The sequence below is a fragment of the Ruegeria sp. BH8 genome, assembly GCF_056538065.1.
The window spans coordinates 94,697-119,642 of sequence record NZ_JBQFSP010000003.1; the positions used below are offsets into that span (position 1 = coordinate 94,697).

At 59.0% G+C, this 24,946-nt stretch carries 23 protein-coding genes and 1 riboswitch; of the genes, 19 read left to right on the top strand and 4 right to left on the bottom strand.

Annotated elements, in window-relative coordinates; genetic code table 11:
• Window positions 1-57 precede the first annotated feature (57 nt).
• From dnaK to radC, 13 genes are all read left to right on the top strand, one after another.
• A complete protein-coding gene (gene dnaK, locus ACR0AD_RS09105; RefSeq protein WP_480482473.1) occupies window positions 58-1,965 on the top strand; it encodes a molecular chaperone DnaK in 1,908 nt (635 codons plus the stop codon).
• A gap of 74 nt (window positions 1,966-2,039) precedes the next feature.
• Window positions 2,040-3,185: a molecular chaperone DnaJ gene (gene dnaJ / locus ACR0AD_RS09110; protein ID WP_480486963.1), complete on the top strand. Its 1,146-nt coding sequence runs from the start codon at window positions 2,040-2,042 to the stop codon at window positions 3,183-3,185.
• 239 nt (window positions 3,186-3,424) lie between these two features.
• A riboswitch (TPP riboswitch) is annotated at window positions 3,425-3,529 on the top strand.
• 44 nt (window positions 3,530-3,573) lie between these two features.
• Window positions 3,574-4,377, top strand: coding sequence for a bifunctional hydroxymethylpyrimidine kinase/phosphomethylpyrimidine kinase (thiD, locus tag ACR0AD_RS09115; RefSeq protein WP_480486965.1), 804 nt, complete (start codon window positions 3,574-3,576; stop codon window positions 4,375-4,377).
• Window positions 4,374-5,351 (top strand): glycine oxidase ThiO, encoded by a 978-nt coding sequence (gene thiO / locus ACR0AD_RS09120; protein ID WP_480486967.1) that lies wholly within the window; start codon window positions 4,374-4,376, stop codon window positions 5,349-5,351. Before thiD ends, thiO begins: the two co-directional genes overlap by 4 nt.
• On the top strand, window positions 5,335-5,529 hold the full coding sequence (gene thiS / locus ACR0AD_RS09125; RefSeq protein ID WP_209506920.1) for a sulfur carrier protein ThiS: 195 nt from the start codon (window positions 5,335-5,337) through the stop codon (window positions 5,527-5,529). Before thiO ends, thiS begins: the two co-directional genes overlap by 17 nt.
• Window positions 5,530-5,531: 2 nt before the next feature.
• Entirely contained in the window at window positions 5,532-6,296 is a 765-nt protein-coding gene (locus tag ACR0AD_RS09130; RefSeq protein WP_480486968.1) for a thiazole synthase, read from the top strand.
• A complete protein-coding gene (locus ACR0AD_RS09135; protein ID WP_480486970.1) occupies window positions 6,293-6,889 on the top strand; it encodes a thiamine phosphate synthase in 597 nt (198 codons plus the stop codon). Before ACR0AD_RS09130 ends, ACR0AD_RS09135 begins: the two co-directional genes overlap by 4 nt.
• Window positions 6,886-7,851 carry a HesA/MoeB/ThiF family protein gene (locus ACR0AD_RS09140; RefSeq protein WP_480486971.1) on the top strand — a complete coding sequence of 322 codons (966 nt, stop codon included), beginning with the start codon at window positions 6,886-6,888 and terminating at the stop codon, window positions 7,849-7,851. Before ACR0AD_RS09135 ends, ACR0AD_RS09140 begins: the two co-directional genes overlap by 4 nt.
• 18 nt (window positions 7,852-7,869) lie before the next feature.
• On the top strand, window positions 7,870-8,805 hold the full coding sequence (locus ACR0AD_RS09145; RefSeq protein ID WP_480486973.1) for an ABC transporter substrate-binding protein: 936 nt from the start codon (window positions 7,870-7,872) through the stop codon (window positions 8,803-8,805).
• The gene (gene tenA, locus ACR0AD_RS09150; RefSeq protein ID WP_480486975.1) at window positions 8,802-9,476 is read left to right on the top strand and encodes a thiaminase II; all 675 of its coding nucleotides are present in this window, start codon (window positions 8,802-8,804) and stop codon (window positions 9,474-9,476) included. The genes ACR0AD_RS09145 and tenA overlap by 4 nt, the downstream gene beginning before the upstream one ends.
• Window positions 9,473-10,201: an ABC transporter ATP-binding protein gene (locus ACR0AD_RS09155; protein WP_480486977.1), complete on the top strand. Its 729-nt coding sequence runs from the start codon at window positions 9,473-9,475 to the stop codon at window positions 10,199-10,201. Before tenA ends, ACR0AD_RS09155 begins: the two co-directional genes overlap by 4 nt.
• Entirely contained in the window at window positions 10,198-10,932 is a 735-nt protein-coding gene (locus ACR0AD_RS09160; RefSeq protein ID WP_480486978.1) for an ABC transporter permease, read from the top strand. Before ACR0AD_RS09155 ends, ACR0AD_RS09160 begins: the two co-directional genes overlap by 4 nt.
• Before the next feature lie 35 nt (window positions 10,933-10,967).
• The gene (gene radC, locus ACR0AD_RS09165) at window positions 10,968-11,723 is read left to right on the top strand and encodes a RadC family protein (protein ID WP_209506928.1); all 756 of its coding nucleotides are present in this window, start codon (window positions 10,968-10,970) and stop codon (window positions 11,721-11,723) included.
• Window positions 11,724-11,726: 3 nt separating this feature from the next.
• Here radC and ACR0AD_RS09170 read toward each other — a convergent pair whose 3' ends face one another.
• The 3 genes from ACR0AD_RS09170 to secA form a co-directional block, all read right to left on the bottom strand.
• Window positions 11,727-13,283, bottom strand: coding sequence for a phosphate ABC transporter substrate-binding/OmpA family protein (locus ACR0AD_RS09170; protein ID WP_480486980.1), 1,557 nt, complete (start codon window positions 13,281-13,283; stop codon window positions 11,727-11,729).
• A gap of 24 nt (window positions 13,284-13,307) precedes the next feature.
• A complete protein-coding gene (locus ACR0AD_RS09175; protein ID WP_480486982.1) occupies window positions 13,308-14,225 on the bottom strand; it encodes a hypothetical protein in 918 nt (305 codons plus the stop codon).
• Window positions 14,226-14,325: 100 nt separating this feature from the next.
• Window positions 14,326-17,043, bottom strand: coding sequence for a preprotein translocase subunit SecA (gene secA / locus ACR0AD_RS09180; protein ID WP_480486983.1), 2,718 nt, complete (start codon window positions 17,041-17,043; stop codon window positions 14,326-14,328).
• Window positions 17,044-17,220: 177 nt separating this feature from the next.
• On the opposite strand from secA, the gene ACR0AD_RS09185 reads away from it, so the two are divergent.
• From ACR0AD_RS09185 to ACR0AD_RS09200, 4 genes are all read left to right on the top strand, one after another.
• Window positions 17,221-18,069 carry a peptidylprolyl isomerase gene (locus tag ACR0AD_RS09185; protein WP_480486985.1) on the top strand — a complete coding sequence of 283 codons (849 nt, stop codon included), beginning with the start codon at window positions 17,221-17,223 and terminating at the stop codon, window positions 18,067-18,069.
• Between the two features lie 5 nt (window positions 18,070-18,074).
• The gene (argJ, locus tag ACR0AD_RS09190; RefSeq protein WP_480486987.1) at window positions 18,075-19,301 is read left to right on the top strand and encodes a bifunctional glutamate N-acetyltransferase/amino-acid acetyltransferase ArgJ; all 1,227 of its coding nucleotides are present in this window, start codon (window positions 18,075-18,077) and stop codon (window positions 19,299-19,301) included.
• Complete coding sequence (mutT, locus tag ACR0AD_RS09195) at window positions 19,298-19,696, top strand: 8-oxo-dGTP diphosphatase MutT (protein ID WP_267363933.1); 399 nt, start codon at window positions 19,298-19,300, stop codon at window positions 19,694-19,696. The genes argJ and mutT overlap by 4 nt, the downstream gene beginning before the upstream one ends.
• Before the next feature lie 88 nt (window positions 19,697-19,784).
• Window positions 19,785-20,396: a hypothetical protein gene (locus tag ACR0AD_RS09200; protein ID WP_480486989.1), complete on the top strand. Its 612-nt coding sequence runs from the start codon at window positions 19,785-19,787 to the stop codon at window positions 20,394-20,396.
• Between the two features lie 248 nt (window positions 20,397-20,644).
• Here the strand turns inward: ACR0AD_RS09200 and ACR0AD_RS09205 are convergent, their stop codons facing one another.
• Window positions 20,645-21,898: a class I SAM-dependent methyltransferase gene (locus ACR0AD_RS09205; protein WP_480486991.1), complete on the bottom strand. Its 1,254-nt coding sequence runs from the start codon at window positions 21,896-21,898 to the stop codon at window positions 20,645-20,647.
• 143 nt (window positions 21,899-22,041) lie between these two features.
• On the opposite strand from ACR0AD_RS09205, the gene ACR0AD_RS09210 reads away from it, so the two are divergent.
• Together ACR0AD_RS09210 and ACR0AD_RS09215 are read left to right on the top strand one after the other, a co-directional pair.
• On the top strand, window positions 22,042-24,033 hold the full coding sequence (locus tag ACR0AD_RS09210) for an AMP-binding protein (protein WP_480486993.1): 1,992 nt from the start codon (window positions 22,042-22,044) through the stop codon (window positions 24,031-24,033).
• Window positions 24,034-24,111: 78 nt separating this feature from the next.
• A complete protein-coding gene (locus ACR0AD_RS09215; protein WP_267363930.1) occupies window positions 24,112-24,930 on the top strand; it encodes an ABC transporter ATP-binding protein in 819 nt (272 codons plus the stop codon).
• The last annotated feature ends 16 nt before the right edge of the window (window positions 24,931-24,946 follow it).

The window sequence follows — 24,946 nt, forward strand, 5'->3', positions numbered from 1 at the left end:
ATGCCGTAACGGGTCCTGTCGTCGAGACATCGCCTTGAAGAGAAAGGGATTGCAAAAATGGGAAAAGTAATCGGGATTGACCTCGGGACCACAAACTCGTGCGTGGCCATCATGGACGGTTCGCAGCCGAAGGTTATCGAAAACGCCGAAGGGGCGCGGACCACGCCCTCGATCGTCGCCTTCACTGAAGATGAGCGACTGGTCGGTCAGCCTGCAAAGCGTCAGGCGGTCACCAACCCCGACAACACGATCTTTGGCGTCAAGCGCCTGATCGGCCGTCGTGTGGATGATGCCGAAGTCGAAAAAGACAAGAAAATGGTGCCTTATACCATCGTTGATGGTGGCAATGGCGACGCATGGGTTCAGGCCCGCGGTGAAAAATACTCCCCAAGCCAGATCTCGGCCTTCACTCTGGGTAAGATGAAGGAAACCGCGGAAAGCTATCTGGGTGAGGAAGTCACGCAGGCGGTCATCACCGTTCCGGCATACTTCAACGACGCACAGCGTCAGGCCACCAAAGACGCCGGTAAAATCGCCGGTCTGGAAGTGCTGCGGATCATCAACGAACCGACAGCTGCCGCTCTGGCCTATGGTCTGGACAAGCAGGAAACCCAAACCATCGCAGTCTATGACCTTGGTGGCGGTACCTTCGACGTGACCATTCTGGAAATTGACGACGGCCTGTTCGAGGTCAAATCGACCAACGGCGACACCTTCCTGGGTGGTGAAGACTTTGACATGCGCATCGTCAACTACCTGGCGGATGAGTTCAAAAAGGAACACGGTGTCGATCTGTCTGCTGACAAGATGGCCCTGCAGCGTCTGAAAGAAGCCGCGGAAAAAGCCAAGATCGAACTCAGCTCGACCTCGCAGACCGAGATCAACCAGCCGTTCATCTCGATGGGTTCGAACGGTCAGCCGCTGCACATGGTCATGAAACTGACCCGTGCCAAGCTGGAATCCCTGGTCGGTGACCTGATCAAGAAGTCGATGAAGCCGTGCCAGGCTGCTCTGAAAGATGCCGGTCTGTCGGCCGCTGACGTGGACGAAGTTGTTCTGGTCGGTGGTATGACCCGGATGCCGAAAGTGATCGAAGAGGTCACGAAGTTCTTCGGCAAAGAGCCGCACAAAGGCGTGAACCCGGACGAAGTGGTTGCCATGGGTGCCGCCATTCAGGCCGGTGTTCTTCAGGGCGACGTCAAGGACGTGGTTCTGCTGGACGTAACCCCGCTGTCGCTGGGCATCGAGACGCTGGGTGGCGTGTTCACCCGCCTGATCGACCGCAACACCACGATCCCGACGAAAAAGTCTCAGGTCTTCTCGACCGCCGAGGACAACCAGAACGCCGTGACCATCCGCGTGTTCCAGGGCGAGCGTGAAATGGCTGCGGACAACAAAATCCTCGGTCAGTTCAACCTCGAAGACATCCCGCCCGCACCGCGTGGCATGCCCCAGATCGAGGTGACCTTCGACATCGACGCCAACGGCATTGTCTCGGTTTCGGCCAAAGACAAAGGCACCGGCAAGGAACAGAAGATCACTATCCAGGCATCGGGCGGTCTGTCCGACGAAGACATCGAAAAGATGGTCAAGGACGCCGAAGAGAACGCGGAAGCCGACAAGGAACGCCGCGAGCTGGTCGACGCCAAGAACCAGGCGGAAAGCCTCATCCACTCGACCGAAAAGTCGATGGAAGAGCATGCCGACAAGGTCGACCCGACCACGATCGAAGCTATCGAACTGGCGATCGCCGCACTCAAGGACGAGCTGGAAACCGACAATGCCGACAAGATCAAGTCTGGCATCCAGAACGTCACCGAAGCAGCGATGAAGCTGGGTGAGGCCATCTACAAGGCGCAGTCCGAAGAGGCCGAGGACGAGCCTGCCGCGGCAGATGCCGCACATGGTGATGACGATATCGTCGATGCCGAGTTCGAAGATCTGGACGACGACAAGCGTAACTAACGGGTAACCGGGCCAATGTAGGCCGGTCCGGATGCCGGGCCGGCCTATTTACGTTGAGGCAGAAGGAAATACTGATGTCAAAACGCGACTATTACGAAGTGCTCGGCGTGTCCAAGGGCGCTTCGGCGGATGAGATCAAGAAAGGCTTTCGCACGAAAGCCAAAGAGCTGCATCCGGACCGCAACAAGGACAACCCGGATGCCGAGGCGCAGTTCAAGGAAGCCAACGAGGCTTATGACGTGCTGCGCGATGCCGACAAAAAGGCGGCCTATGACCGCTTTGGCCATGCGGCGTTCGAAAACGGCATGGGCGGTGGTGGCCGACCTGGCGGCGGCTTTGGGCAGGGCGATTTCTCCAGCGCGTTCTCGGATGTGTTCGACGACCTGTTCGGCGATTTCATGGGTGGGCAACGTGGCGGTGGCGGTCGACGCGCCGCGCGCGGCTCGGACCTGCGCTATAACCTGCGCGTATCGCTGGAAGAGGCGTATTCGGGTCAGCAGAAAACCATCAATGTACCGACAGCCGTGGCCTGTTCCTCCTGCGAAGGAACCGGTGCAGAAGGCGGGGTCGAGCCGACAACCTGCCCCACCTGTTCCGGCATGGGCAAGGTACGGGCGCAACAGGGTTTCTTTACGGTCGAACGAACCTGCCCCACCTGCTCGGGTCTGGGTCAGATCATCAAGAACCCCTGCAAATCCTGTAAAGGTGCAGGCCGCGTCGAAAAAGATCGCGCCTTGTCGGTCAACATCCCCGCTGGTGTCGAAACCGGTACCCGTATTCGTCTGGCAGGTGAAGGCGAGGCCGGAATGCGCGGTGGCCCCCCGGGCGACCTCTACATCTTTGTGGAAGTGTCTGATCACAAACTGTTCGAACGCGACAGCGTGAACCTCTATTGCCGTGTACCGGTCAGCATGGCCAAGGCCGCGCTGGGCGGATCGATCGAGGTTCCGACAATCGATGGCGGCCGTGGGCGGGTGCAGATCCCGGCAGGCAGCCAGTCGGGCCGGCAAATGCGCCTGCGCGGCAAAGGTATGCCCGCGCTGCGCGGCGGCGGTGTTGGCGACATGTTCATCGAACTGGCCGTCGAAACCCCGGTCAACCTGACCAGCCGCCAAAAAGAACTGCTGCGCGAGCTTGATGACCTGGGCGAAGATAACCACCCGGAATCAAAAAGCTTCTTCTCATCCGTCAAATCCTTCTGGGACGGTATGAAAAGCTGACAAACAGAGTTACGGGGGCTCTGCCCCCGCCGCCCGTTCCGGGCGCCTCCCCCGGGATATTTCCGGCCAGATGAAGCAGGGATCCTTTATTCATCTGGCTCTAAATATCCCGGAGCGCGAGGCAGAGCCTCGCAAAATACTCCCTAAAGACATTCAATTGGCCTTATCAGATGACCAAAAGTGGCAATGCATTTGCCAAATTGGGTCTTGATTCCAACCGCTGACCCTGAAATTGTCCGCGACAACCGTTGGGGTGCCCGTATCAGGGCTGAGAGGCGCGACCGCGTTAACCCATCGAACCTGATCCGGGCAATTCCGGCGTAGGGAACGGTCTTATGAACACAGACGTTTTCCCTACCTCGTTGCCCAAAGAAGATGGAGCAACGACATGGCGGCAATTGCCCTGACCATCGCAGGGTCTGACAGCGGCGGAGGCGCCGGGATTCAGGCCGATCTGAAAGCGATGTCGGCGTTGGGTGTATTCGGCGCAAGCGTCATTACCGCCATTACGGCGCAGAACACGCAAGCCGTCACTGCGGTGCATGGGGTTCCGCTGGATGTCATTGCCGCTCAAATCGACGCGGTGCTGAGCGATCTGGACGTGAAGGCCATTAAGATCGGTATGCTTGCGACGCCAGAGATCATTCACACAGTGGCCCGAGGCCTGGAAACGTTCAAAGGGCCCGTTGTTCTTGATCCCGTCATGATCGCAAAATCCGGGGATGCGTTGTTGGCGCAGGAAGCGGTCCGGACTCTGCGCGAAGTGATGGTGCCAGCAGCGACTGTGCTGACACCCAATCTGCCCGAAGCGGCATGTTTGCTGGATGCGAAACCGGCGCAATCACCGGACGAGATGGCCGCACAAGGCAAGGCCCTGTGCGCTCTGGGCGCAGGTGCGGTTTTGATGAAGGGCGGGCATGGGTCGGGCGATGTCTGCCACGATCTGTTGGTCGACCCCTCAGGCGTCGTGGCCGCATTTCAGGCCCCGCGTCAGAACACGAGAAACACCCACGGAACCGGATGCACCCTGTCGTCTTCGATCGCCGCCGGTTTGGCCAGGGGCCTGCCGCTGAGGGATGCGATCGCGCAGGCGCATAATTATCTGCAAGGGGCCATTGCGCGGGCGGATGAGCTGAAGATTGGTGCCGGGCACGGTCCAGTGCACCACTTCCACCGGATCTGGCCCGCATGACACTTTGGTCGGTTATAGGTGCGGGCGTTGCGGGTCTGGCCGTGGCCAGCGAGCTTATGTCACGCGGCGCAAAGGTGCAGGTTTTCGATCCGGGCGGCCCGTCCGGCCCGCATGGGTGTTCCTGGTGGGCCGGTGGGATGCTGGCCCCCTGGTGTGAATTTGAAAACGCGGAAGAACCGGTGCTGCGGCTGGGGCAGGAAGCAATCGAATGGTGGACGCAGCGAACGCAGGTAAACAGACGTGGAACCCTTGTTGTTGCCAACGCGCGTGACCTGCCTGACCTGCGCCGGTTTGCGCGCCGAACCGAAGGGTACAGCGAGGTTGATCGGGCGAAAATATGCGAATTAGAGCCTGATCTAAGCAAGTTCGGTAAAGCTCTGTATTTTGAAAACGAAGCTCACCTTGATCCTCGTCAGGCGTTGCGCGATCTGCATCGCCACCTGCAAGGCGCAGGCGTTGAATTCCACCGAAAGCTGGCGCCGGTGCAACTGGACAACGCCATAGACTGCCGGGGCTTGCACGCGCGCGAATATCTGCACGACCTGCGCGGCGTGAAAGGTGAGATGCTGGTTCTTCGTTGCCCCGATGTGACCCTTTCGCGTCCGGTGCGGTTGTTGCACCCGCGGATGCCGCTTTACATCGTACCGCGCGGGGATGGCGTCTACATGCTGGGCGCAACCATGATCGAGTCCGAGGACAGCAGCCGCATCACCGCGCGTTCGATGCTGGAACTGCTCAGCGCGGCCTATGCCGTGAACCCGGCCTTTGGCGAGGCCGAGGTGCTGGAGATCGGCGTCGACCTGCGCCCTGCATTCCCGGACAACCTGCCGCGTATCCGGCGCTTGGGCCGGACAATCTATGCCAATGGGCTGTATCGCCACGGTTATCTGCTGGCCCCTGCATTGGCGCGGGGTGTCGCTGATCTGGCATTGGACAACACACATTCGGAGATGGTTGATGAAGATCGTGCTTAACGGCGAGACACGGGACGTGCGTGCCGAAACCCTGTCGGATCTGTTGCTGGAATGCGGCTTCTCGGGCCGTGTGGCCACCGCCGTGAACGAAGATTTCGTGCCGTCAAGCCTGCGTATTGCGCACAAACTGACCGACGGCGACCGGGTCGAAGTGGTCGCACCAATGCAGGGGGGCTGAGGATGCGAATGTTCTACGGCATCGAACTGCCGAACCCCTTGATGCTGGGCACCGCCCAATATCCCAGCCCTGCCATTCTGGAACAGGCCTTTCGCGAAAGCGGTGCGGCGGTTGCCACGGTATCGCTGCGGCGGGAATCCGGCGCGGGTCAGACATTCTGGCAGATGATCCGCGAGCTGGGTGTTCTGATCCTGCCAAATACGGCTGGCTGTCATACGGTGAAAGAGGCGGTGACAACAGCCCATATGGCGCGCGAAGTGTTTGATACCAAATGGATCAAGCTGGAACTGATCGGCCACACCGACAGTTTGCAGCCGGATGTGTTCCAGCTGGTCGAGGCCGCGCGCATCCTGACCGAAGACGGGTTTGAGGTGTTTCCCTACACCACCGATGATCTGATCGTGGGCGAACGCCTGCTGGAAGCGGGGTGCGAAGTGCTGATGCCGTGGGGCGCGCCTATCGGGTCCGGGCGAGGGCTGAACAACGAATACGCCCTGCGGTCAATGCGGGCCGAGTTTCCTGACACGCCGCTGGTGGTGGATGCCGGGATCGGCCTGCCCAGCCACGCGGCCCATGCGATGGAACTGGGCTATGACGCCGTTCTGCTGAACACCGCTGTGGCCCGTGCCGGTGATCCCGTTTTGATGGCCAAGGCGATGGCGCAGGCAATCCATGCCGGACAACTCGCCCATCAGGCAGACCCGATCGAGGCGCGTGATATGGCCGAACCTTCGACCCCTGTTGTTGGAAAGGCATTCCTGTCATGACGCTGGACCGTTTCTATCCGATCTTCGATCACGCGGACTGGTTGCGGCGGATGCTGCCCCTGGGTGTCAAGCTGGTGCAGCTACGTATCAAGGATCAGCCGGATGAGGTGGTGCGCGATCAGATTGCCGCCTCGCGCGATCTGTGCCGCGACTACGGGGCGGTTCTGGTGATCAACGATTACTGGCAGCAGGCCATCGATCTGGGTTGTGACTGGGTTCATCTGGGGCAAGAGGATCTGGATGATGCTGACCTGAAAGCCATCAGAAAAGCGGGTCTAAAGCTGGGTGTTTCCACTCATGACGATGATGAGCTTGAGCGGGTTCTGGCCATGGATACTGATTACGTGGCGCTGGGTCCCATCTATCCGACCATCCTGAAAAAGATGAAATGGCATCAGCAGGGCCTGCCCCGCGTGACCGAATGGAAGGCGCGGGTTGGCGACATTCCTCTGGTCGGTATTGGCGGCATGAGCGTCGAGCGCGCAGCAGGGGTGCTGGCAGCGGGGGCCGACATTGTCTCGGCCGTCACGGACATCACGCTGAACACCGACCCCGAAGCGCGGGTGCGTGCTTGGATAGAGGTCACGAGATGAGCCGCTATGTCCGCCAAACGCTGCTGCCCGAGGTTGGGGCCGAAGGACAGGCCCGCCTGACTGCGGCCCGTGTTCTGGTGGTCGGCGCAGGTGGTCTGGCCGCGCCGCTTCTGCCGCTATTGGCCGGAGCCGGAGTGGGGCATATCACGATTGTAGATGGTGATATCATTGATCTGTCGAATCTGCATCGCCAAACGTTGTTTTCAGAAGAAGATTGCGGGCAGTCAAAGGCTGAACGCGCCGCTGACCGATGCCGTGCGTTGAATGCCGAAATCGATGTGATTTCCAGGAAACAGGCTCTAACTGGGGAAAATGCGCCCGATCTGGTGTCGCAGGCAGATATCATTCTGGATTGTGCCGACAGCTATGCGGTCAGTTATTTGCTGTCGGATACCTGTCTGGCACAAGGCAAGCCACTGATCAGCGCCTCGGTACTGGGGCTTTCGGGTTATGTGGGCGGCTTCTGCGGCAGCGCGCCTTCTCTGCGAGCCGTTTTCCCCGATGCGCCGGATAGCGGCGCAAGCTGCGCCACGGCGGGTGTTCTAGGCCCCGTTGTCGGTGTGATCGGGTCCATACAGGCGCAGATGGCGCTGAACCTGATCTTGCGGCTTGACCCGTCCCCGCTTGGGCAGATGGTGCAATATGATGCGCGAACCCTGCGCTGCACCGGGTTTCGTTTTGATGACGCGCCGGAACCGAACAGCTGTTTCCGCTTTCTCTCTGCCAGTCAGTTGAAGGAGACAGACCAGATTGTCGAACTGCGTGACCCGGACGAAGCGCCGGTTCCAGCTCACCCGAATGCGACGCGCATTTCACCCGAAGAAATTCAAATAATAGATTCTAAAAAAGGGCAACGCCTTGCCCTTTGCTGTGCCACCGGGCTGCGCGCATGGCGCGCTGCCGAGAAAATTCAACCGATTTGGCCGGGCGAGATTGTCCTCGTCGCGGCCTCAGCCTCCTGAGAAAAGGAAACGTGAGATATGAAAAAGCTGATGACAGCCCTTGCCCTTCTGGCCGCCGCGCCGGCCTGGGCCGAAGACAAGATGACCGTCCTGCTGGACTGGTTCATCAACCCCGACCACGGGCCCATCATCGTGGCGCAGGAAAACGGCTATTTCGCCGAGCAGGGATTGCAGGTCGAAGTCGTTGCCCCCGCCGACCCGTCCGCGCCGCCGCGTCTGGTTGCTGCCGGTCAGGCGGATCTGGCGGTATCCTATCAGCCGCAGCTGCATTTGCAGATCCACGAAGGGCTGCCGCTGAAACGGGTCGGCACGCTGGTCGCGACGCCCCTGAACTGCCTGCTGGTTCTGAAAGACGGCCCGATCAAATCGCCCGCTGACCTCAAGGGCAAGAAAATCGGCTTTTCCGTCGCCGGTGTGGAAGAGGCCATCCTCAGCACCGTGCTTGGCAAATACGAAGTCGCGCTGGATGATGTTGAAATGATCAACGTGAATTTCTCACTCTCGCCCTCGCTGATGACCGGTCAGGTGGACGCGGTGATTGGCGCCTATCGCAACTTCGAACTGAACCAGATGGATATCGAAGGCCGCCCCGGCACCTGTTTCTATATCGAGGAAGAAGGCGTGCCGTCTTATGACGAACTGATCTATGTCGCCAACCCCGATACGATGGACAAAGACAAGATCGCCCGTTTCCTGGCCGCGACCGAAAAAGCGACTCAGTACATCGTCAACAACCCGGAAAAAAGCTGGGAGGTCTTCTCGGCCACCTCGCCCGAGCTGCAGGACGAGTTGAACGCGCGCGCATGGGTCGACACGCTGCCGCGCTTTGCTCTGCGTCCCGCCGGGTTTGACGCTGGCCGTTATGCCCGGTTCGAAGCATTCCTGAACGACAGCGGCATGATCGACACTGTCCTGCCCGTCAGCGACATTGCCATCGACGTCACCGCGCAATGAGCGATTATGGCAAAGCCTTTGCGCTGATGCGCGATGCGGCGCAGGGGCCGTGGCGGGACTACACCCGCCACGCTTTTGTCGAAGCCCTGAAAGACGGCACCCTGCCACGTCCGGCGTTCCTGCACTATTTGCGTCAGGATTACGTGTTCCTGATCCACTTCTCGCGCGCCTGGGCGCTGGCCGTGGTGAAATCGGAAACACATGCTGAAATGCTGGCGGCGTCGCGTACCGTGAACGGCCTGATCAGCGAAGAGATGAAGCTGCATATCGGTATTTGCGAAGCAGAAGGCATTTCGCAGTCCGATCTGTTTGCAACGCCTGAACGGCCTGAGAATCTGGCCTATACCCGCTTTGTTCTCGAGGCGGGCTATAGCGGCGATCTGCTGGATCTTCTGGCAGCACTTGCACCCTGCGTCATGGGATATGGTGAGATTGGTGCCCGCCTGTCTGTGGAGGCAACATCAACATCCTATCGCGGCTGGATCGATACCTATGCGGACGAGGGCTATCAGAACGCCTGCGCCGCCGTGGGCGAGTTGCTGGATTCGGCTCTAACAAGGCGGATTGGGGCGGATTTCCAATCTTCACCCCGTTGGGATCGTCTGTGCCGGACGTTCCGCACGGCCACGGAATTGGAGGTCAATTTCTGGCAGATGGGTCTGACCCCATGACCCCGGCGCCCGATCTGACCATCAGCGGCACTGCTACGATCGACGGCGCGATTCTGTTCGCACCGCTGACCCTGACGCTTGACGCTGGGGCTTGGACCTGTCTGCTGGGCGGATCGGGTGTTGGCAAAACCACGGTCTTGCGGCTGATTGCCGGGCTGGAAACCGGGGCTGAATTCTCGGGCCGGATCACTGCCAGCGATGGCCAGCCGGTTTCAGACCGGGTCGCTTATATGGCGCAGGACGACCTGTTGCTGCCTTGGGCGAGTGTTGCGCAAAACGTCTCGTTGGGCGCGCGACTGCGGGGCGAGAAAGTTGACCTTGACCGGCGCGACCGCCTGATCGAGCGGATGCGGTTGCAGGACCATATGACCAAGAAACCGCCCGAGCTTTCGGGTGGGCAGCGTCAGCGCGTGGCACTGGCCCGCACCCTGATGGAAGACCGGCCGATTGTGTTGCTAGATGAACCCTTTTCCGCCCTTGATGCCCGAACCCGTGCCGATATGCAGGATCTGGCCGCCGAGGCGCTGAAAGGCCGCACTGTCCTTCTGGTAACCCACGATCCGGGCGAGGCCGCGCGTCTGGGGCAATCCATCGTCGTCATGACACAGCACGGGTTGACACCGTGCGACCCGCCGGTTGCTCCAGCCCCGCGCAGCGTGGATGATCTGCAGACGCTGGAAACACAAGGCGCGCTTTTGCGGCTGCTGCGAGGGGGCGGTGTATGAAGTCCCTCTCTGTTCTGGCAGCAACCCTGTTTGCCCTTGCCATCTGGCAGGGGATCGTGACCCTGACCGGATTGCCAAAATTCATCCTGCCCGGTCCCGCAGTGGTTGCCGAGACCTGGTGGCAGAACCGCTGGCTGATTGCAGAACACACCTGGATCACAGCCATCGAGGTCATTATCGGCCTTGCCTGCGGCACGCTGCTTGGCGTTGTCACCGCATTGCAGCTGGCCAATTCCCGTGTCGCACGGGTTCTGGTGCAGCCAATGCTGGTGTTCACTCAGGCCCTGCCGGTCTTTGCGCTGGCCCCGTTGCTGACCCTGTGGCTGGGCTATGGCCTGTTGTCCAAGGTCGCGATGGCGGTGCTGATCATCTATTTCCCGATCACGTCGTCCTTTTTTGACGGTTTGATGCGGACACCGCAGGGGTATCTGGACCTTGCGCGCACGATGCAGGCGGGCAAGCGCGCTGTGTTGTGGCACATCCGTATCCCTGCGGCGTTGCCGTCTTTGGCCTCGGGGATGCGGCTTGCGGCGGTGTATGCGCCGATCGGTGCCGTGATCGGCGAATGGGTCGGTTCATCGCAAGGTCTGGGATATCTGATGCTGCTGGCCAATGGCCGCGCCAAGACGGACCTGATGTTTGCGGCGATGCTGACGCTGGGCGTGTTTTCGATCCTTCTGCACATGATTGTCCGCCGCGCCACCGCGCGTATGGCAGGAGAGGCGCGTTAACCTTTCGGAAAGTGATTCTGCGACAGGGTAAACGCATGACACAGGACGCCTTTGCCGAAGCCCCCATGCTGTTTGATACGGACGAAGCGCCAGCGCAGCCGCTGCCGAATGGTCGGTTACCCTCCTACATCAAAGACCATCGCAAGCGGCTGCGCGAACGGTTCATGGCGGGCGGGTCAGCAGCGATCCCGGATTATGAGTTGCTGGAGCTGGTTTTGTTCCGGTCCATCCCGCGGCAGGATGTGAAACCATTGGCACGCGCATTGATGAATGCCTTTGGCGATTTCAACCGCGTGTTGACAGCGCCCGAAGAACGGCTGCGCCAGATCAAGGGCGTTGGTGATACGGTCATCACCGATCTGAAAATCCTCGAAGCCTGCGCGCATCGGATGGCACGGGCGCGGGTGATGCAACGGCACGTGATATCCAGCTGGGACGCGCTGCTGGATTACTGCCATACAACAATGGCGCATCGCGAGACCGAGCAATTTCGCGTATTCTATCTGGATCGCAAGAACGTCCTGATCGCGGATGAGGAACAGGCCAAAGGCACCGTGGATCACGTGCCCGTCTATCCGCGCGAAGTGGCCAAAAGGGCGCTGGAGCTGAATGCCTCGGCCTTGATCCTGGTGCACAACCATCCTTCGGGCGACCCAACGCCGTCACAGTCAGATATCGACATGACCAACCGCATTCAGGATGCCTGCTCCGCCCTGGGGCTGACCCTGCATGACCACCTGATCATCGGCAAATCGACCGAGCTCAGCTTTCGTTCCGAAGGGTATCTCTAGCGGCTACTGCACCCAAATCTCGACCCGCCGGTTGACCTTGCGGCCCCATTCGGTGTCATCGCAGGCCATGGGCATCGCTTCACCAAATCCTTCGGCGGTGACCGTGATACTATCAGGGATCGGGGCTTCAAGCGCGGCGATAACCGCGTTTCGCACGGTTTGCGCGCGCCGTAGGGCGATGCGGGCATTTGAAACGGCACCCCCGTCCCCATCGCTGAAGCCTGCAAACACCACCTTGCGCGCCTGCAACGTACCCGCGTCCAGCATTTGCGCCAGTTGCTGAATATTGGCGCGCGACTGCGCGTCCGGGCGGGACGATCCGGGTTCGAACCGGACCGACAGGGACAGGCGCGACAGGGGGCGCAGGGTCTTGATCATGCGTTGCAATTCCTCAAGCCCAACCTCAGTTCCACCAGTGACGACCGCATTGGCAAGCCGGTCCCCCTGCACGCCAACCGGCAGGGTTTCAGCCGATTGATCCACATATCCTGCGTCACGTATGGCCATCTGCGCCTCGGGGCTTTGGCTATAGGCCAGAAACTGCCGCGCAATCCGGGGCAGGCGTCGTTCCGGCAGATACAGGAACATGGGCATATTCAGCGGGTAATCTTCAGTCTTGATCGACTGGCGGGTCGCGGCCAGCGGATGCCCGCACCCGCCGGTCAACGGCAAAGCGCGAGTGCCATGGGCCGATGCCTTGCTGGCGACCCCGATGGAAAACGGATCCTTTGCCACGGCCGCGGTCAGGTCATGTATGCGATTGTGGCGGATCGCCGTATCGGTCAGGTCCACACCGGCGGTTTTCAGAATCTGATCCTCGACCGCCTGCGCCAGACCCGACCCGGCCTCTGGCACATGCAGTGCAATAGGGGCATCCGGCCCACCCAGCTGTGCCCAGTTGCTGATCTCTCCGGACAGAATACGAGCCATATCTGCCAGAGAAACCTGCCGCATCACGCTGTCGGGGGCCACGACCGGGACCATGGCATCCAGTGCAATGACCCGCGACCGACGGGCGCGCTTCAGATCGCCCAACCCCGCAGCCTCGGCAGCCTCCCGCTCAGCCTCGCGCATCTCGCGCAGGGCCATCACGATATCCGCCCGGTCTGCGATCAGATCACTGAACCCGCGATCCGTGGTGCCCACGTCAAAGAAAAACCGTGCCAGCGGCGCCGCCCGACCTGCCTGATGCAGCTCGTAAACAAAGGTGTCCTCATCCACGCGGGCGGGAGTCGCGGTCAGGTCTTCCTGACGGGCAAAGCCGATGATCAGGGCGGGCAGCACCGTTTCCGCCATCACCGATGATCCGGAAAACTGCACTTCGGCGACGAAATCGATCAGGTTGGGGCAGGCGGGCCCCTCACAAGTGACGCCCGAGCCATCCACGGTCAACGTCCCGAATTGCGTATCGACGCGATAGAACTCACCGTCAAAGCTCAGCAGATTGCCGGTCACTTCGACCTTGCCATCATGCGAGGTCAGTGTGATGTCCTGCCCAAAAGCACCGGTCGCCACCGTCACGGAAAACAGCGCAGCCACCGCCACACGGAAAAATGTCATAAGAGGTTCAAGCCTGCCTGCGGATTACTTTGCCGCGATTGTCAGGTCTGAGAGCAGATTATTCAACACCAGAAACTCGCCCGCGCGCGAACAATCCGGCAGGGTCACTGACATGTCGCGCGACCGCAGGCGGCGGTCCGACAACAACTCCAGCGACTGCACGTTCAGCGTGTGGCCGCAATTTGCATCGGTCACTTCGGCCTCGACAGTCAGGTCAATCGTGCCCGACTGTTCCGATGTACTGGCCGGGAAAGAATACACTTCGATATTCTGAGTGATCCCGGAACCGGACTGGCCCAGACGCACAACCTCTCCGGCGCCTTCGGCAGATGCGTCATCCCAGACATGGCCATCCGCGCCATAGCTGGCACCAAATTCCAGCGCATGAATCTGCAACTCGGTATCACCCTGCCATTGCAGGACAACACGATCAAAACCGGCGATTTCGGGAACGTGAGTGGTGGCGACGGTGCCTGTTTCATCTTCGAAAGAAAACAGGAAGATCGCGTATTCCGAAAGGGCCGGGATCGCCATGTCCAGCGCGCCGCTGGCATCCGTCATCTGGCTAACAGTCAGGCCGCTATGGTGAATTTCAATCCGCTCGTTCTTGTGGCAGGGCGCTTTCAGCGACAGGTGCGCCATGGCACCGGGTGCTGCGTTTGCGTGCGCGCTGATCCGGCAGTTCGATGTCTTGGGGGCTACAGGTACAGCGCGGGGTGCCGGTGTAACAGTGACCGGATCAGCATCTGATGCGGTGGCCGAAGTCAGAACGATACTGTCCAGTCCCGACAGGATCGAAGACTGATCGGCCACAGAGGCCACATCAATACCGTCCTGCGCGCGGTTCTGCTGCGCAGCTGGTCCGTTCTGCATCAGATAGCCTATGCCCAAGGCACAAGCGACCGTTCCGCACATGGTTACGTAGTTGCGAACTACAAACAAGACACCCTCCCCAGTTGAAGGAGCAGCTTGCACTCTCGCCACCAATCGCGGCCAATTTGTGGCCGCGAGACGGACTCATTGTGATTAAAGGGTGTTAACGTCAGGTCAATCTGCCGTGGCAGTGTTTGAACTTCTTGCCGGATCCGCAGGGGCACAGGTCGTTTCGCGACGGGTTACCCCAGGTCGACGGATCACTCTCATCAAACCCCGGCAGGGCATCGCCTGACGCCGCAGCTTCGGCCTTGGCCTCGGCCTGGCTTGCGGCCTTGTCCACGGCCTGCTGTGCCTGCGCCTGTTGCGCCGCCATCTGCGCCAGCATTTCCTTTTGCTCTTCTTCGGTCAATGGACGCACGCGCGACAATTGCTGTGTCACGGTTTCCCGCAAACCGTCCAGCATGGATTCGAACAGTTGGAAGCTTTCGTTCTTGTATTCGTTCAGCGGATCGCGCTGGGCATAGCCGCGGAAACCCACGACCGAGCGCAGGTGCTCCAACGTCAGCAGATGCTCGCGCCATTTGCTGTCGATGGTCTGCAACAGAACCTGCTTTTCGATGTTGCGCATGTTTTCGGGACCAAAGGCAACCGCCTTCTGGGCCATCATCTCATCTGCGGCCTTGACCAGGCGCTCGCGCACCTGCTCGTCATCCACACCTTCTTCGGCAGCCCAGTCCTGAACCGGGGCATCGATGGTCAGCTTGTCCTTGATCGCCGCATGCAGACCATCGGTATCCCACTGTTCCGCATAGGATTTCGGTGGCATGTATTCGTCAATCAGATCGTCGATCACCTGCTCGCGCATATCCGAGACGATCTCGGACAGGTCATTGGCCGACATGATCTCGCGACGCTGGCTAAAGATCACCTTGCGCTGATCGTTCATAACGTCGTCGAATTTCAGAACGTTCTTGCGCATGTCAAAGTTGCGGCCCTCGACCTTGGACTGCGCGCGTTCCAGCGACTTGTTCACCCACGGGTGAATGATCGCCTCGCCTTCTTTCATGCCCAGCGTGGTCAGCACCTTGTCCAACCTTTCCGAGCCAAAGATGCGCATCAGGTCGTCTTCAAGGCTCAGGTAGAACACGGTACGACCCGGATCGCCCTGACGGCCCGAACGGCCGCGCAGCTGGTTGTCGATGCGGCGGCTTTCGTGGCGTTCGGACGCCATCACGTAAAGGCCACCTGCGGCCAGAACCTTTTCTTTTTCTTCCGCGTGGCGCGCCTCTTCAGCTGCGCGCAGCTCCGACGGATCGGCCTCGGGCTTGTCCGCCATCGCTTGCAGCACCTTCATCTCGACATTGCCACCCAGCTGAATGTCGGTGCCGCGACCGGCCATGTTGGTGGCGATGGTCACCGCGCCCAGACGGCCCGCATCGGCGACGATCTGCGCCTCCTGCTCGTGCTGGCGGGCGTTCAGAACGTTATGGGCGATGCCTTCCTTGGTCAGCATCTGGCTCAGCAGTTCCGATTTCTCGATCGACGTGGTCCCCAGCAGAACCGGCTGGCCCTTTTCCTGGGCTTTCTTGGTCTCTTCGATCATCGCGCCATATTTTTCCATGGCGGTGCGATAGACCTGATCATCCTCGTCCACACGGGCAATCGGTTTGTTGGTCGGAACCTCGACCACGCCCAGGCCGTAAATCTCGGCAAATTCCTCTGCTTCGGTCAGGGCGGTCCCGGTCATGCCGCCCAGCTTGTCGTAAAGGCGGAAATAGTTCTGGAAGGTCACACTGGCCAGCGTCACGTTCTCAGGCTGAATCTGCACGTTTTCCTTGGCTTCGATGGCCTGATGCAGGCCCTCGGACAAGCGGCGGCCCGGCATCATGCGGCCCGTGAATTCGTCGATCAGAACAACATTGCCGTCGCGCACGATGTAATCCTTGTCGCGCTGGAACAGCTTGTGCGCGCGCAGACCCTGATTCACGTGATGCACAACGGTCGTGCTTTCCGGGTCATACAGCGAATGGCCTTCGGGAATCAGGCCGGCAGCCAACAGTTGCTGCTCCAGAAACTCGTTACCCTCATCCGTGAAGGTCACGTTGCGGGCCTTTTCGTCCAGCGTGTAGTGTTCGTCGGTCAGGCTCGGGATCAGCGCATCGATGGCGGTATACAGGTCCGAGCGGTCCTGCGCCGGGCCCGAGATGATCAGCGGCGTCCGCGCCTCGTCGATCAGGATCGAATCGACCTCGTCCACAATCGCGAAATTGTGGTGCTTCTGGTAAACCTGTTCCAGATCGGCCTTCATATTGTCGCGCAGATAGTCAAAACCCAGCTCGTTGTTGGTGGCATAGGTGATGTCGCAGGAATAGGCGGCCAGTTTTTCCGCGTCAGGCTGGCCCGACCAGATCACGCCGGTGGTCATGCCCACGGCAGCAAACACCTTGCCCATCCATTCCGCGTCGCGCTTGGCCAGGTATTCGTTCACCGTGACCACATGCACGCCCTTGCCGGTCAGCGCGTTCAGATACGCCGGTAGGGTCGCGACCAGTGTCTTGCCCTCACCCGTCTTCATTTCCGAGATGTTGCCCTGATGCAGGAAAACACCGCCCATCAGCTGCACGTCAAAGGCGCGCAGCCCCAGCGCGCGGCGGGCACCTTCGCGCACGTTGGCAAAGGCTTCGGGCAGCAGATCGTCAAGACTTTCGCCATCCAGCGCGCGTTTGCGCAGGTCTTCTGTCTTGTCGATCAGGCCCTGATCGGACATTTTCTCGAACTCGGGTTCCAGCGCGTTGATCTTCTCGATCAGGGGGCGGGTCGCCTTGATCTTGCGGTCGTTCGGTGTTCCGAACACCTTTTTGGCGAGCGTTCCGAGTCCCAGCATGTTCACTCCAGCGGATCTGTTCTTGTCTTGGTTTTTGACAGGCTTGCCCACCTTGCGCGCAACCCATAGATACGGGGGGTGAAAGGCGGCCCTGTCCAAGGCTTCAAAGCGATGTAAGCGGCAGGTTCCAGAGTGTCAACGCTGCGCCCTGCCGCGGCAAGGAAATAGGATGATTCAATGCCCAAAGGCCTCACTTTTCTGCCATCGCTGGCTCTGACCGCCATGATGGCCCTGCCGCTGGCCGCCGAAACACAGCCGGATGCTTCCACCGTGGTGGCGCGTGTGAACGGGGATGAGATCACTTTGGGTCACGTGATCGCAACCGTTGCCGCCCTGCCGCCGCAATACCAGCAAGCCGAAGATGATGTATTGTACGACTTCGTGCTGGAACAGCTGATCCAGCAGCAATTGCTGGGGCAACAGCAGGACGGGCTGAACAAACTGAACACGCTGCGGCTGAAAAATGAAGAACGCTCTCTTCTGGCGGTTCAGACCGTCACAGCCCTGACCGATACCGTTGTCACGGACGAGGCCATTCAGGCAGCCTACGACGCGCAGTACAACGATTTCGCGGGTGAAGACGAATTCGATGCCAGCCACATTCTGGTCGAGACCGAAGAACAGGCCAACGACCTCAAGGCGCAGCTTGATGACGGCGCCGATTTCGCCGAGCTCGCGCGCGAGCATTCCACCGGCCCGTCCGGCCCCAATGGCGGTGCTCTGGGCTGGTTCGGCAAGGGCCAGATGGTACCGGAATTCGAAACAGCCGTGGTCGCGCTCGAAAAAGGGCAGGTGTCCGATCCGGTTCAGACGCAGTTCGGCTGGCATGTGGTCAAGCTGAACGACAAGCGCAAAACCGAAGCGCCCGCGCTGGACGCCGTGCGCGAAGAGCTTGCGCAAACTGTTCAGCAGGACGCCATTCAGGCGCGCATCGATGAACTGACACAGCAGGCCCAGATCGACCGCCCCGCTTTGGAAGGTGCCGGACCCGAAGTCCTGCGCCAGCTGGACCTGATTCAGGAGTAATCCCCGTGGCCAAGATCACCAAGGTGTCGCCGCTGGCGCCAGCGTCCTTCCCTGATTTGCCTGCAATTGACGGTGTGCGGTTCGCCACCGTCGCGGCGGGCGTGCGATATCAGGGCCGCACCGATGTCATGCTGGCCGTGCTGGACCCGGGCACATCTGTGGCCGGGGTCTTTACCCGTTCAGCCACGCGCGCCGCCCCGGTTCTGGATTGTCAGGACAAAATCGGCGGGCCCAATGATGGCCCGGCGGCGATCCTGGTGAACTCGGGCAATGCCAATGCCTTTACCGGGCATTTTGGTCAGACGTCGGTGGCCGAGGTGACGCAGGCCGTCTCAAAGGCGACAGGTGTTCCGGTCGAGCGGGTCTTTACCTCCTCAACCGGCGTGATTGGTGAACCGCTGGCTCATGACCGCATCATTGCCAAGCTTGAAACGCTGAAGGCGGGTCTCAGCCGTCACGCGATCGAAGACGCCGCACGCGCGATCATGACCACGGACACCTTCCCGAAAGGAGCCGTGGCGCAGGTCGAAATTGATGGCAAAACAGTCTCTATTGCGGGGATTTCTAAGGGTTCCGGCATGATTGCGCCCGATATGGCGACCATGCTGGTCTATATCTTTACCGACGCCCGGGTCGAACAATCGGTGTTGCAGGCGATGCTGGGCGCGCAGACAGACCGGACGTTCAACTGCATCACCGTGGACAGCGATACATCCACCTCGGACAGCCTGCTGCTGTGCGCCACCGGCGCTTCGGGTGTGGACGCCACCGGCAATGCGGCCTTCGCCGAGGCGCTGGAGGCTGTGATGCTGGATCTGGCCCAACAAGTGGTGCGCGATGGCGAAGGTGCCACGAAATTCGTCGAGATCCGCGTGACAGGGGCCGCAACAGACGCTGACGCCAAGATCCATGGCCTTGCCATCGCCAACTCTCCGCTGGTCAAAACCGCCATCGCGGGCGAAGACCCGAACTGGGGCCGTATCGTCATGGCCATCGGTAAATCCGGTGCCGCGGCGGATCGCGACTTGCTGAGCATTTCGTTCGGCGACATTCTTGTGGCAGAAAAAGGCTGGGTCAGCCCCGATTACAGCGAAGACGCAGCCGCCGCTTATATGAAAGGTCAGGATCTGGTCATCGCCGTTGATCTGGGTCTGGGCGCGGGCAAATCCACCGTCTGGACCTGTGATCTGACCCACGGATATATCGAGATCAACGCGGATTACCGCTCGTGAAAACCGTGTTGGTCTCTGCGGTCGCCCTGATCGACATCGAGGGCCGGGTGCTGTTGGCCCAACGCCCCGAGGGCAAGTCCATGGCCGGTCTTTGGGAGTTTCCCGGCGGCAAAATCGAGCCCGGCGAAACCCCCGAGGCCGCCCTGATCCGCGAATTGCACGAGGAACTGGGCATCGACACATGGGCCTCGTGCCTCGCCCCTCTGACCTTTGCCAGCCACAGCTATGATGATTTCCACCTGCTGATGCCGCTGTTCGCCTGCCGCAAATGGCAGGGCATCCCGCAGTCGAAAGAGGGGCAGGCGCTGAAATGGGTCCGCGCAAATGACCTGCGCAACTACCCCATGCCCGCCGCGGATGTGCCCCTGATCCCGATCCTGCGGGATTGGTTGTAAGGGCTCAAGGGGCGTCAAGCGCCAGCGCCAGAATTTCAGCTTGGCGGATTTGTTTGCCGATTTGTGGTAGTGTTCGAGTGCTTTCTCAATGATGAAGGAGTACCTCGTTATGATTGCAAGTCGAGTTGCGAAGCTTTGGGTGCCCAGGATTGTTTTGATTTTGACCTTTGTTGTATTGGCGGTTCATGGTGCCAAAGCAGATGATGCGAAGGCTTCGATAACGGTCATGATCGAAGAACAGGCCCGTATTGACCGCTACGTTGAACTCGATTTTGCGCGGCAGGATCTTTTGTTTCACCAGACGAGCACGATCCTGGCCCTATACGGTGATTACAACTCCTACACCAAATCGGACGGCACTCAGGCCAATGGCTCTGACATGACGCGATTCAGAAATCGGGTCACTGAATACGTGCCCGCCGCCATTGTGGATTTCCGCCGAAAGTCCCAAAGAGACAAAACAATTTCAGAGGATGAGGCAAGCAAGGCGGAAGCCGCCGAAGCCCTGATGGACGAGATGGTTTTGGCCGCAGGCGAAATCATTGAACTTTGCGACGCCAACAAGCCCTATGAGGCAAGCCTCGTTTACCGCGATAAGACAATGCCCTTGAACACGAAACTTTTGGGGTTGCTGTACACGTTGCGCTCAACATCTGTTGGTCGTTTTAAAAAAGCAGCATTAAAAGCTAAGTATCAATAGCCGCGCCAACCTGCCGAAGGTCGAAGTCTGTTTGCCGGTCCGGCATCCCTGCTGCACACGGGACCTGTTTGGTACGGTAAAGCCCAAGGCTACCGGATACCACTTATAGGTCAAAGCTAATCTGGATATCTGTATAATGTAAAAGATGATGCGGCTGCTAAATACAGACGGTCATCGGACGGCGCGGCATTCCCGCACCGTCACAAGAAACCAATAGCGCCAAACGCCAGACGCAAACCGCATTTCTGTCAATGAAGCGGTAGCTTGTCGTGGTTCGGGTTTTTGAACTGCAGCACGCCATCAATTTCGATCTGTGGCCGACCTTCGATCAACCTGTGAATTACGGGGCGGTCCATTTCGAGCGTCCATCCCTTTGTCAGGAAAAACTCCTGCAAAGCGCCTTCAAGATAGCGAGAGTGCGTTCCGATAAACACGCGCTTTACAAGATTTTCTATGCCGTCGAAGTTGCTCTGCACAAAGTCCAGCTCCGAGCCCTGAATATCGATGTGTAGCAGATCGACAGCTTCGCCATTAGACAGGGTTTCAAGCGTATAACAATTCAGCTCTGTATAGTCACCTTTGGCGCGGGATTCGGCCAGAACCTTTTCGTCCGGATAGAAAATCGGCTCTGCGCCCCAGTTTTCGTGCGCCTCTTCGTATTTTGGGAAAAGCGCGATGCCTTCTTTGCTGGCGGCCACCCCATTAACAAGGCGGTACTCACTTGGGTTGAAGCCGTTCAGTTGAAACGTGCGCTCGGCGTTTTCCAGATGAGAGCTGTCACCTTCGATACCGATCAGGTCGACACTCAATCCTCTCTTTTTGGCGACGAAGCCCATATTGTTTAGCCAGCATCCCCAACCGCAACCAAGTTCAATAATCCGGTAAGTACCTGAGGCCTCTTTCACAGACAGAAGCGTTGCCGCCCATTCTGCGATGTCGGCATGCCAATTGCCCGGATCGGGAATAGGTTCTACCTTGCCTGCCAGGGGTTCCAGGATGCTGGACATCACGCGTGGTTCAATTCTGACGCCAAGAAAGTTGGTCACCACCCCGTCTGTTGCTTTCGGATTGGGTTCGGCGAACTCACGAATTAGATCCAAAGCTGGAAAATCGCAAACATAGTTGTAAAGAGGGTGCCCGGCACCTGCTTGGTATTCCTGATTTTGCGCTGGAGTATGAGTTTGCGCGCGAAAATGCCGCCTGAAAAATCGCCTGAGTCCCAACCTTCTGTCCTCAAATGAATTGTAAGTCGCCTCACTTTGAATAGATAGCAGGTAATGTCCAGCTATCCGTGGCGAAAAACGGAAGCTGTGGTTGTTGCAGGTTTGTGATTTCAGAGACAATTTTCGCGTCGTTCTGAGATTAATAGATGGCGCAGTTGCTCTCTCTTCTGGTTGTGCCTCTTCGCAATTTTCGTCCTGTTCGTCGAACCCGCATAACAACCTGTGCAGCGCATAACCGTTCAATAGCCCGACATGTTCATATTGTACAAAACGTAACATCACCTCTCTGCACCTGTTACAATTCGTAAGAATTGAGAAAACATCAGGAAAAAGTTGACGCTGATCGTGCGGGTGTCCCAAATCGGGGCACTGGCATCCGGGGGCTTTCCCGGATCCGCCATTTCCGGCTTTGAGGAGGCCGGATGGGGAGGAGAAAAAGATTGGCTCAGACGCAGTCGGGCGCCGAAGGGTTGCATTCCCTTCCGGCGCTTCTACACCGCAACGCGACCCAGTTCGGGGATGCCCCGGCCTATCGGGAAAAAGAATTTGGGATCTGGCAATGCTGGACCTGGGCTGAAGCGGCCAAGGAAATTCGCGCGCTCGCCCTTGGATTTCTTGAAATTGGCGTTGAGCGCGGTGACCACATTGCCGTGATCGGACGCAACCGGCCAGCACATTACTGGACCATGGTCGCAGCACAGATGGTCGGTGCAGTTCCGGTGCCTCTGTATCAGGACGCAGTCGCCGAAGAGATGACCTATGTGATGGAGCATTGCGGCGCGAAATATGTCGTCTGCGGTGATCAGGAACAGGTCGACAAGGTCATCGAGATTCAGGAAAAAGTGCACCAGATCAAGCACATCCTCTATACCGACAAGCGGGGGATGCGGAAATACGACCACAGCCAGATGAACGCGCTGGAAGATCTCATGGCCGAAGGTCAGGCAGGACATCAGCGGTTTGATGCAGAGCTGGACAAGCGCATCTCTGAGATCACCTATAACGACACCTGCGTCATGCTTTATACCTCGGGCACAACGGGCAAGCCCAAGGGGGTGGTTCTGTCGAACCGCAACGTGATCGAAAGCGCCAAGAATTCAGCGATTTTCGACCATTTGACCCGCGATGAAGATATCCTTTCCTATCTTCCGATGGCATGGGTCGGTGATTTCATCTTTTCCATCGGTCAGGCCTATTGGTGCGGGTTCTGCGTGAACTGCCCGGAAAGCGCCGACACGATGATGACCGACCTGCGCGAAATCGGGCCGACCTATTTCTTCGCCCCGCCGCGCGTGTTTGAAAGCCAGCTGACCAATGTAATGATCCGGATGGAGGATGCGAGCAAGCTGAAGCAGCGCATGTTCCATCACTTCATGGCGCATGCCAAAAAGGTGGGTGGCAAGTTGCTGGATGGCAAACCCGTCGGGTTTGGCGACCGGATGAAATACGCGCTAGGTAACCTGCTGGTCTACGGGCCGCTCAAGGATACGCTGGGCTATGGCCGGTTCCGGGTTGGTTATACAGCGGGTGAAGCGATCGGACCGGAAATCTTTGATTTCTATAGATCTTTGGGCATCAACCTGAAACAGCTTTATGGCCAGACCGAAGCAACCGTTTTCATCACGGTGCAGCCGGATGGCGAGGTTCGGGCCGACACGGTTGGCGTGCCCGCGCCGGATGTCGAGATCAGGATCGACGACAAGGGCGAGATCCATTACCGCTCACCCGGCGTGTTTGTCGAATATTACAACAACCCGGATTCCACGGCATCGACCAAAGATGCCGAAGGCTGGGTGGCAACGGGTGATGCCGGGTTCATCGAGGAAAGCAGCGGCCATCTGCGGATCATCGACCGCGCCAAGGACGTGGGCAAAATGGCCGACGGGTCCATGTTTGCGCCGAAATATGTCGAGAACAAGCTGAAATTCTATCCCGATATTCTCGAGGTCGTTCTGTTCGGAAACGGCAAGGACCGCTGCGTGGCCTTTATCAATATCGACCTGACAGCGGTCGGCAACTGGGCGGAACGCAACAACGTGGCCTATGCCTCCTATCAGGAACTGGCAGGCCATCCGCGTGTGTTAGAGACGATCAGGGCGCATGTGGAAGAGGTCAACAAATCGGTAGCAGCTGATGAAATGCTGTCCGGTTGCCAGGTGCATCGCTTTGTCGTTCTGCACAAGGAACTGGACGCTGATGATGGTGAGATGACGCGCACCCGGAAAGTGCGGCGCGGGTTTGTCGAAGAGAAGTTCCACGACATCATTGCGGCGCTTTATGACGGGTCCGAAAGCGTGTCGACTACGACCGAAGTGACCTATGAAGATGGGCGCAAGGGAGCGATCAGCGCGACACTGAAAATCGTGGACGCGCCGGTTGTACCGGGTGCGCAGCACAAGGTGGCAGCGGAATGAGGGCCGCCATTGCACCGCTAGACCTGCGGCCATCGCCACGCCCGCCATCCCGTTTATGCGCAAGTCAGGGAGTGACTGATGCTGGATAACGCCGAAGGATATGTCACCGAAGACGGTCGCAAGATCGGCGGCGTGGTGATGGAAATGAAGAACATCACCCTGCGCTTTGGCGGCGTCGTGGCGATCAAGGACATCTCGTTCGATATTCGCGAAGGCGAAATTCGCGCCATCATCGGGCCGAACGGGGCCGGAAAATCATCCATGCTGAACGTTATCTCGGGGTTCTATGTCCCGCAGGAAGGCGAGGTCTGGTTCCACGGATCAAAACGCCCAGCGATGCGGCCCTTTGAGGTGGCGCAGCAGGGGATCGCGCGGACGTTCCAGAACATCGCCCTGTTCGAAGGGATGAGCGTTTTGGACAACGTCATGACCGGGCGTTTGAACTTCATGCAGACCAACATCTTCCAGCAGGCCTGGTGGAAGGGAAAGGCCGAGGCGGAAGAGGTTGAAAACCGTGAGGCGGTCGAGAAGATCATCGATTTCCTTGAAATCCAGCACATCCGCAAGACGCCCGTTGCGCGCCTGCCTTATGGCCTGAAAAAACGCGTCGAACTGGCCCGCGCACTGGCGGCAGAACCAAAGCTCTTGCTGCTGGATGAACCGATGGCGGGCATGAATGTCGAAGAGAAAGAGGACATGAGCCGCTTTATCCTCGATGTGAATGACGAATTCGGCACCACCATCGCCCTGATCGAACACGATATGGGCGTGGTGATGGACCTGAGCGACCGCGTGGTCGTGATGGATTACGGAAAAAAGATTGGTGACGGTACACCCGACGAGGTGCGCAACAATCAGGAAGTCATCGACGCCTATCTGGGGGTCAGCCATGACTGAGACCAAAGCAGATATC

What these genes read in the sequence shown, in the direction of transcription:
- dnaK (WP_480482473.1), top strand. Translation starts at nt 58, where the DNA reads ATGGGAAAAGTAATCGGGATTGACCTCGGGACCACAAACTCGTGCGTG.
- dnaJ (WP_480486963.1), top strand. Translation starts at nt 2,040, where the DNA reads ATGTCAAAACGCGACTATTACGAAGTGCTCGGCGTGTCCAAGGGCGCT.
- thiD (WP_480486965.1), top strand. Translation starts at nt 3,574, where the DNA reads ATGGCGGCAATTGCCCTGACCATCGCAGGGTCTGACAGCGGCGGAGGC.
- thiO (WP_480486967.1), top strand. Translation starts at nt 4,374, where the DNA reads ATGACACTTTGGTCGGTTATAGGTGCGGGCGTTGCGGGTCTGGCCGTG.
- thiS (WP_209506920.1), top strand. Translation starts at nt 5,335, where the DNA reads ATGAAGATCGTGCTTAACGGCGAGACACGGGACGTGCGTGCCGAAACC.
- ACR0AD_RS09130 (WP_480486968.1), top strand. Translation starts at nt 5,532, where the DNA reads ATGCGAATGTTCTACGGCATCGAACTGCCGAACCCCTTGATGCTGGGC.
- ACR0AD_RS09135 (WP_480486970.1), top strand. Translation starts at nt 6,293, where the DNA reads ATGACGCTGGACCGTTTCTATCCGATCTTCGATCACGCGGACTGGTTG.
- ACR0AD_RS09140 (WP_480486971.1), top strand. Translation starts at nt 6,886, where the DNA reads ATGAGCCGCTATGTCCGCCAAACGCTGCTGCCCGAGGTTGGGGCCGAA.
- ACR0AD_RS09145 (WP_480486973.1), top strand. Translation starts at nt 7,870, where the DNA reads ATGAAAAAGCTGATGACAGCCCTTGCCCTTCTGGCCGCCGCGCCGGCC.
- tenA (WP_480486975.1), top strand. Translation starts at nt 8,802, where the DNA reads ATGAGCGATTATGGCAAAGCCTTTGCGCTGATGCGCGATGCGGCGCAG.
- ACR0AD_RS09155 (WP_480486977.1), top strand. Translation starts at nt 9,473, where the DNA reads ATGACCCCGGCGCCCGATCTGACCATCAGCGGCACTGCTACGATCGAC.
- ACR0AD_RS09160 (WP_480486978.1), top strand. Translation starts at nt 10,198, where the DNA reads ATGAAGTCCCTCTCTGTTCTGGCAGCAACCCTGTTTGCCCTTGCCATC.
- radC (WP_209506928.1), top strand. Translation starts at nt 10,968, where the DNA reads ATGACACAGGACGCCTTTGCCGAAGCCCCCATGCTGTTTGATACGGAC.
- ACR0AD_RS09170 (WP_480486980.1), bottom strand. Translation starts at nt 13,283, where the DNA reads ATGACATTTTTCCGTGTGGCGGTGGCTGCGCTGTTTTCCGTGACGGTG.
- secA (WP_480486983.1), bottom strand. Translation starts at nt 17,043, where the DNA reads ATGCTGGGACTCGGAACGCTCGCCAAAAAGGTGTTCGGAACACCGAAC.
- ACR0AD_RS09185 (WP_480486985.1), top strand. Translation starts at nt 17,221, where the DNA reads ATGCCCAAAGGCCTCACTTTTCTGCCATCGCTGGCTCTGACCGCCATG.
- ACR0AD_RS09200 (WP_480486989.1), top strand. Translation starts at nt 19,785, where the DNA reads ATGATGAAGGAGTACCTCGTTATGATTGCAAGTCGAGTTGCGAAGCTT.
- ACR0AD_RS09205 (WP_480486991.1), bottom strand. Translation starts at nt 21,898, where the DNA reads ATGTTACGTTTTGTACAATATGAACATGTCGGGCTATTGAACGGTTAT.
- ACR0AD_RS09210 (WP_480486993.1), top strand. Translation starts at nt 22,042, where the DNA reads ATGGGGAGGAGAAAAAGATTGGCTCAGACGCAGTCGGGCGCCGAAGGG.
- ACR0AD_RS09215 (WP_267363930.1), top strand. Translation starts at nt 24,112, where the DNA reads ATGCTGGATAACGCCGAAGGATATGTCACCGAAGACGGTCGCAAGATC.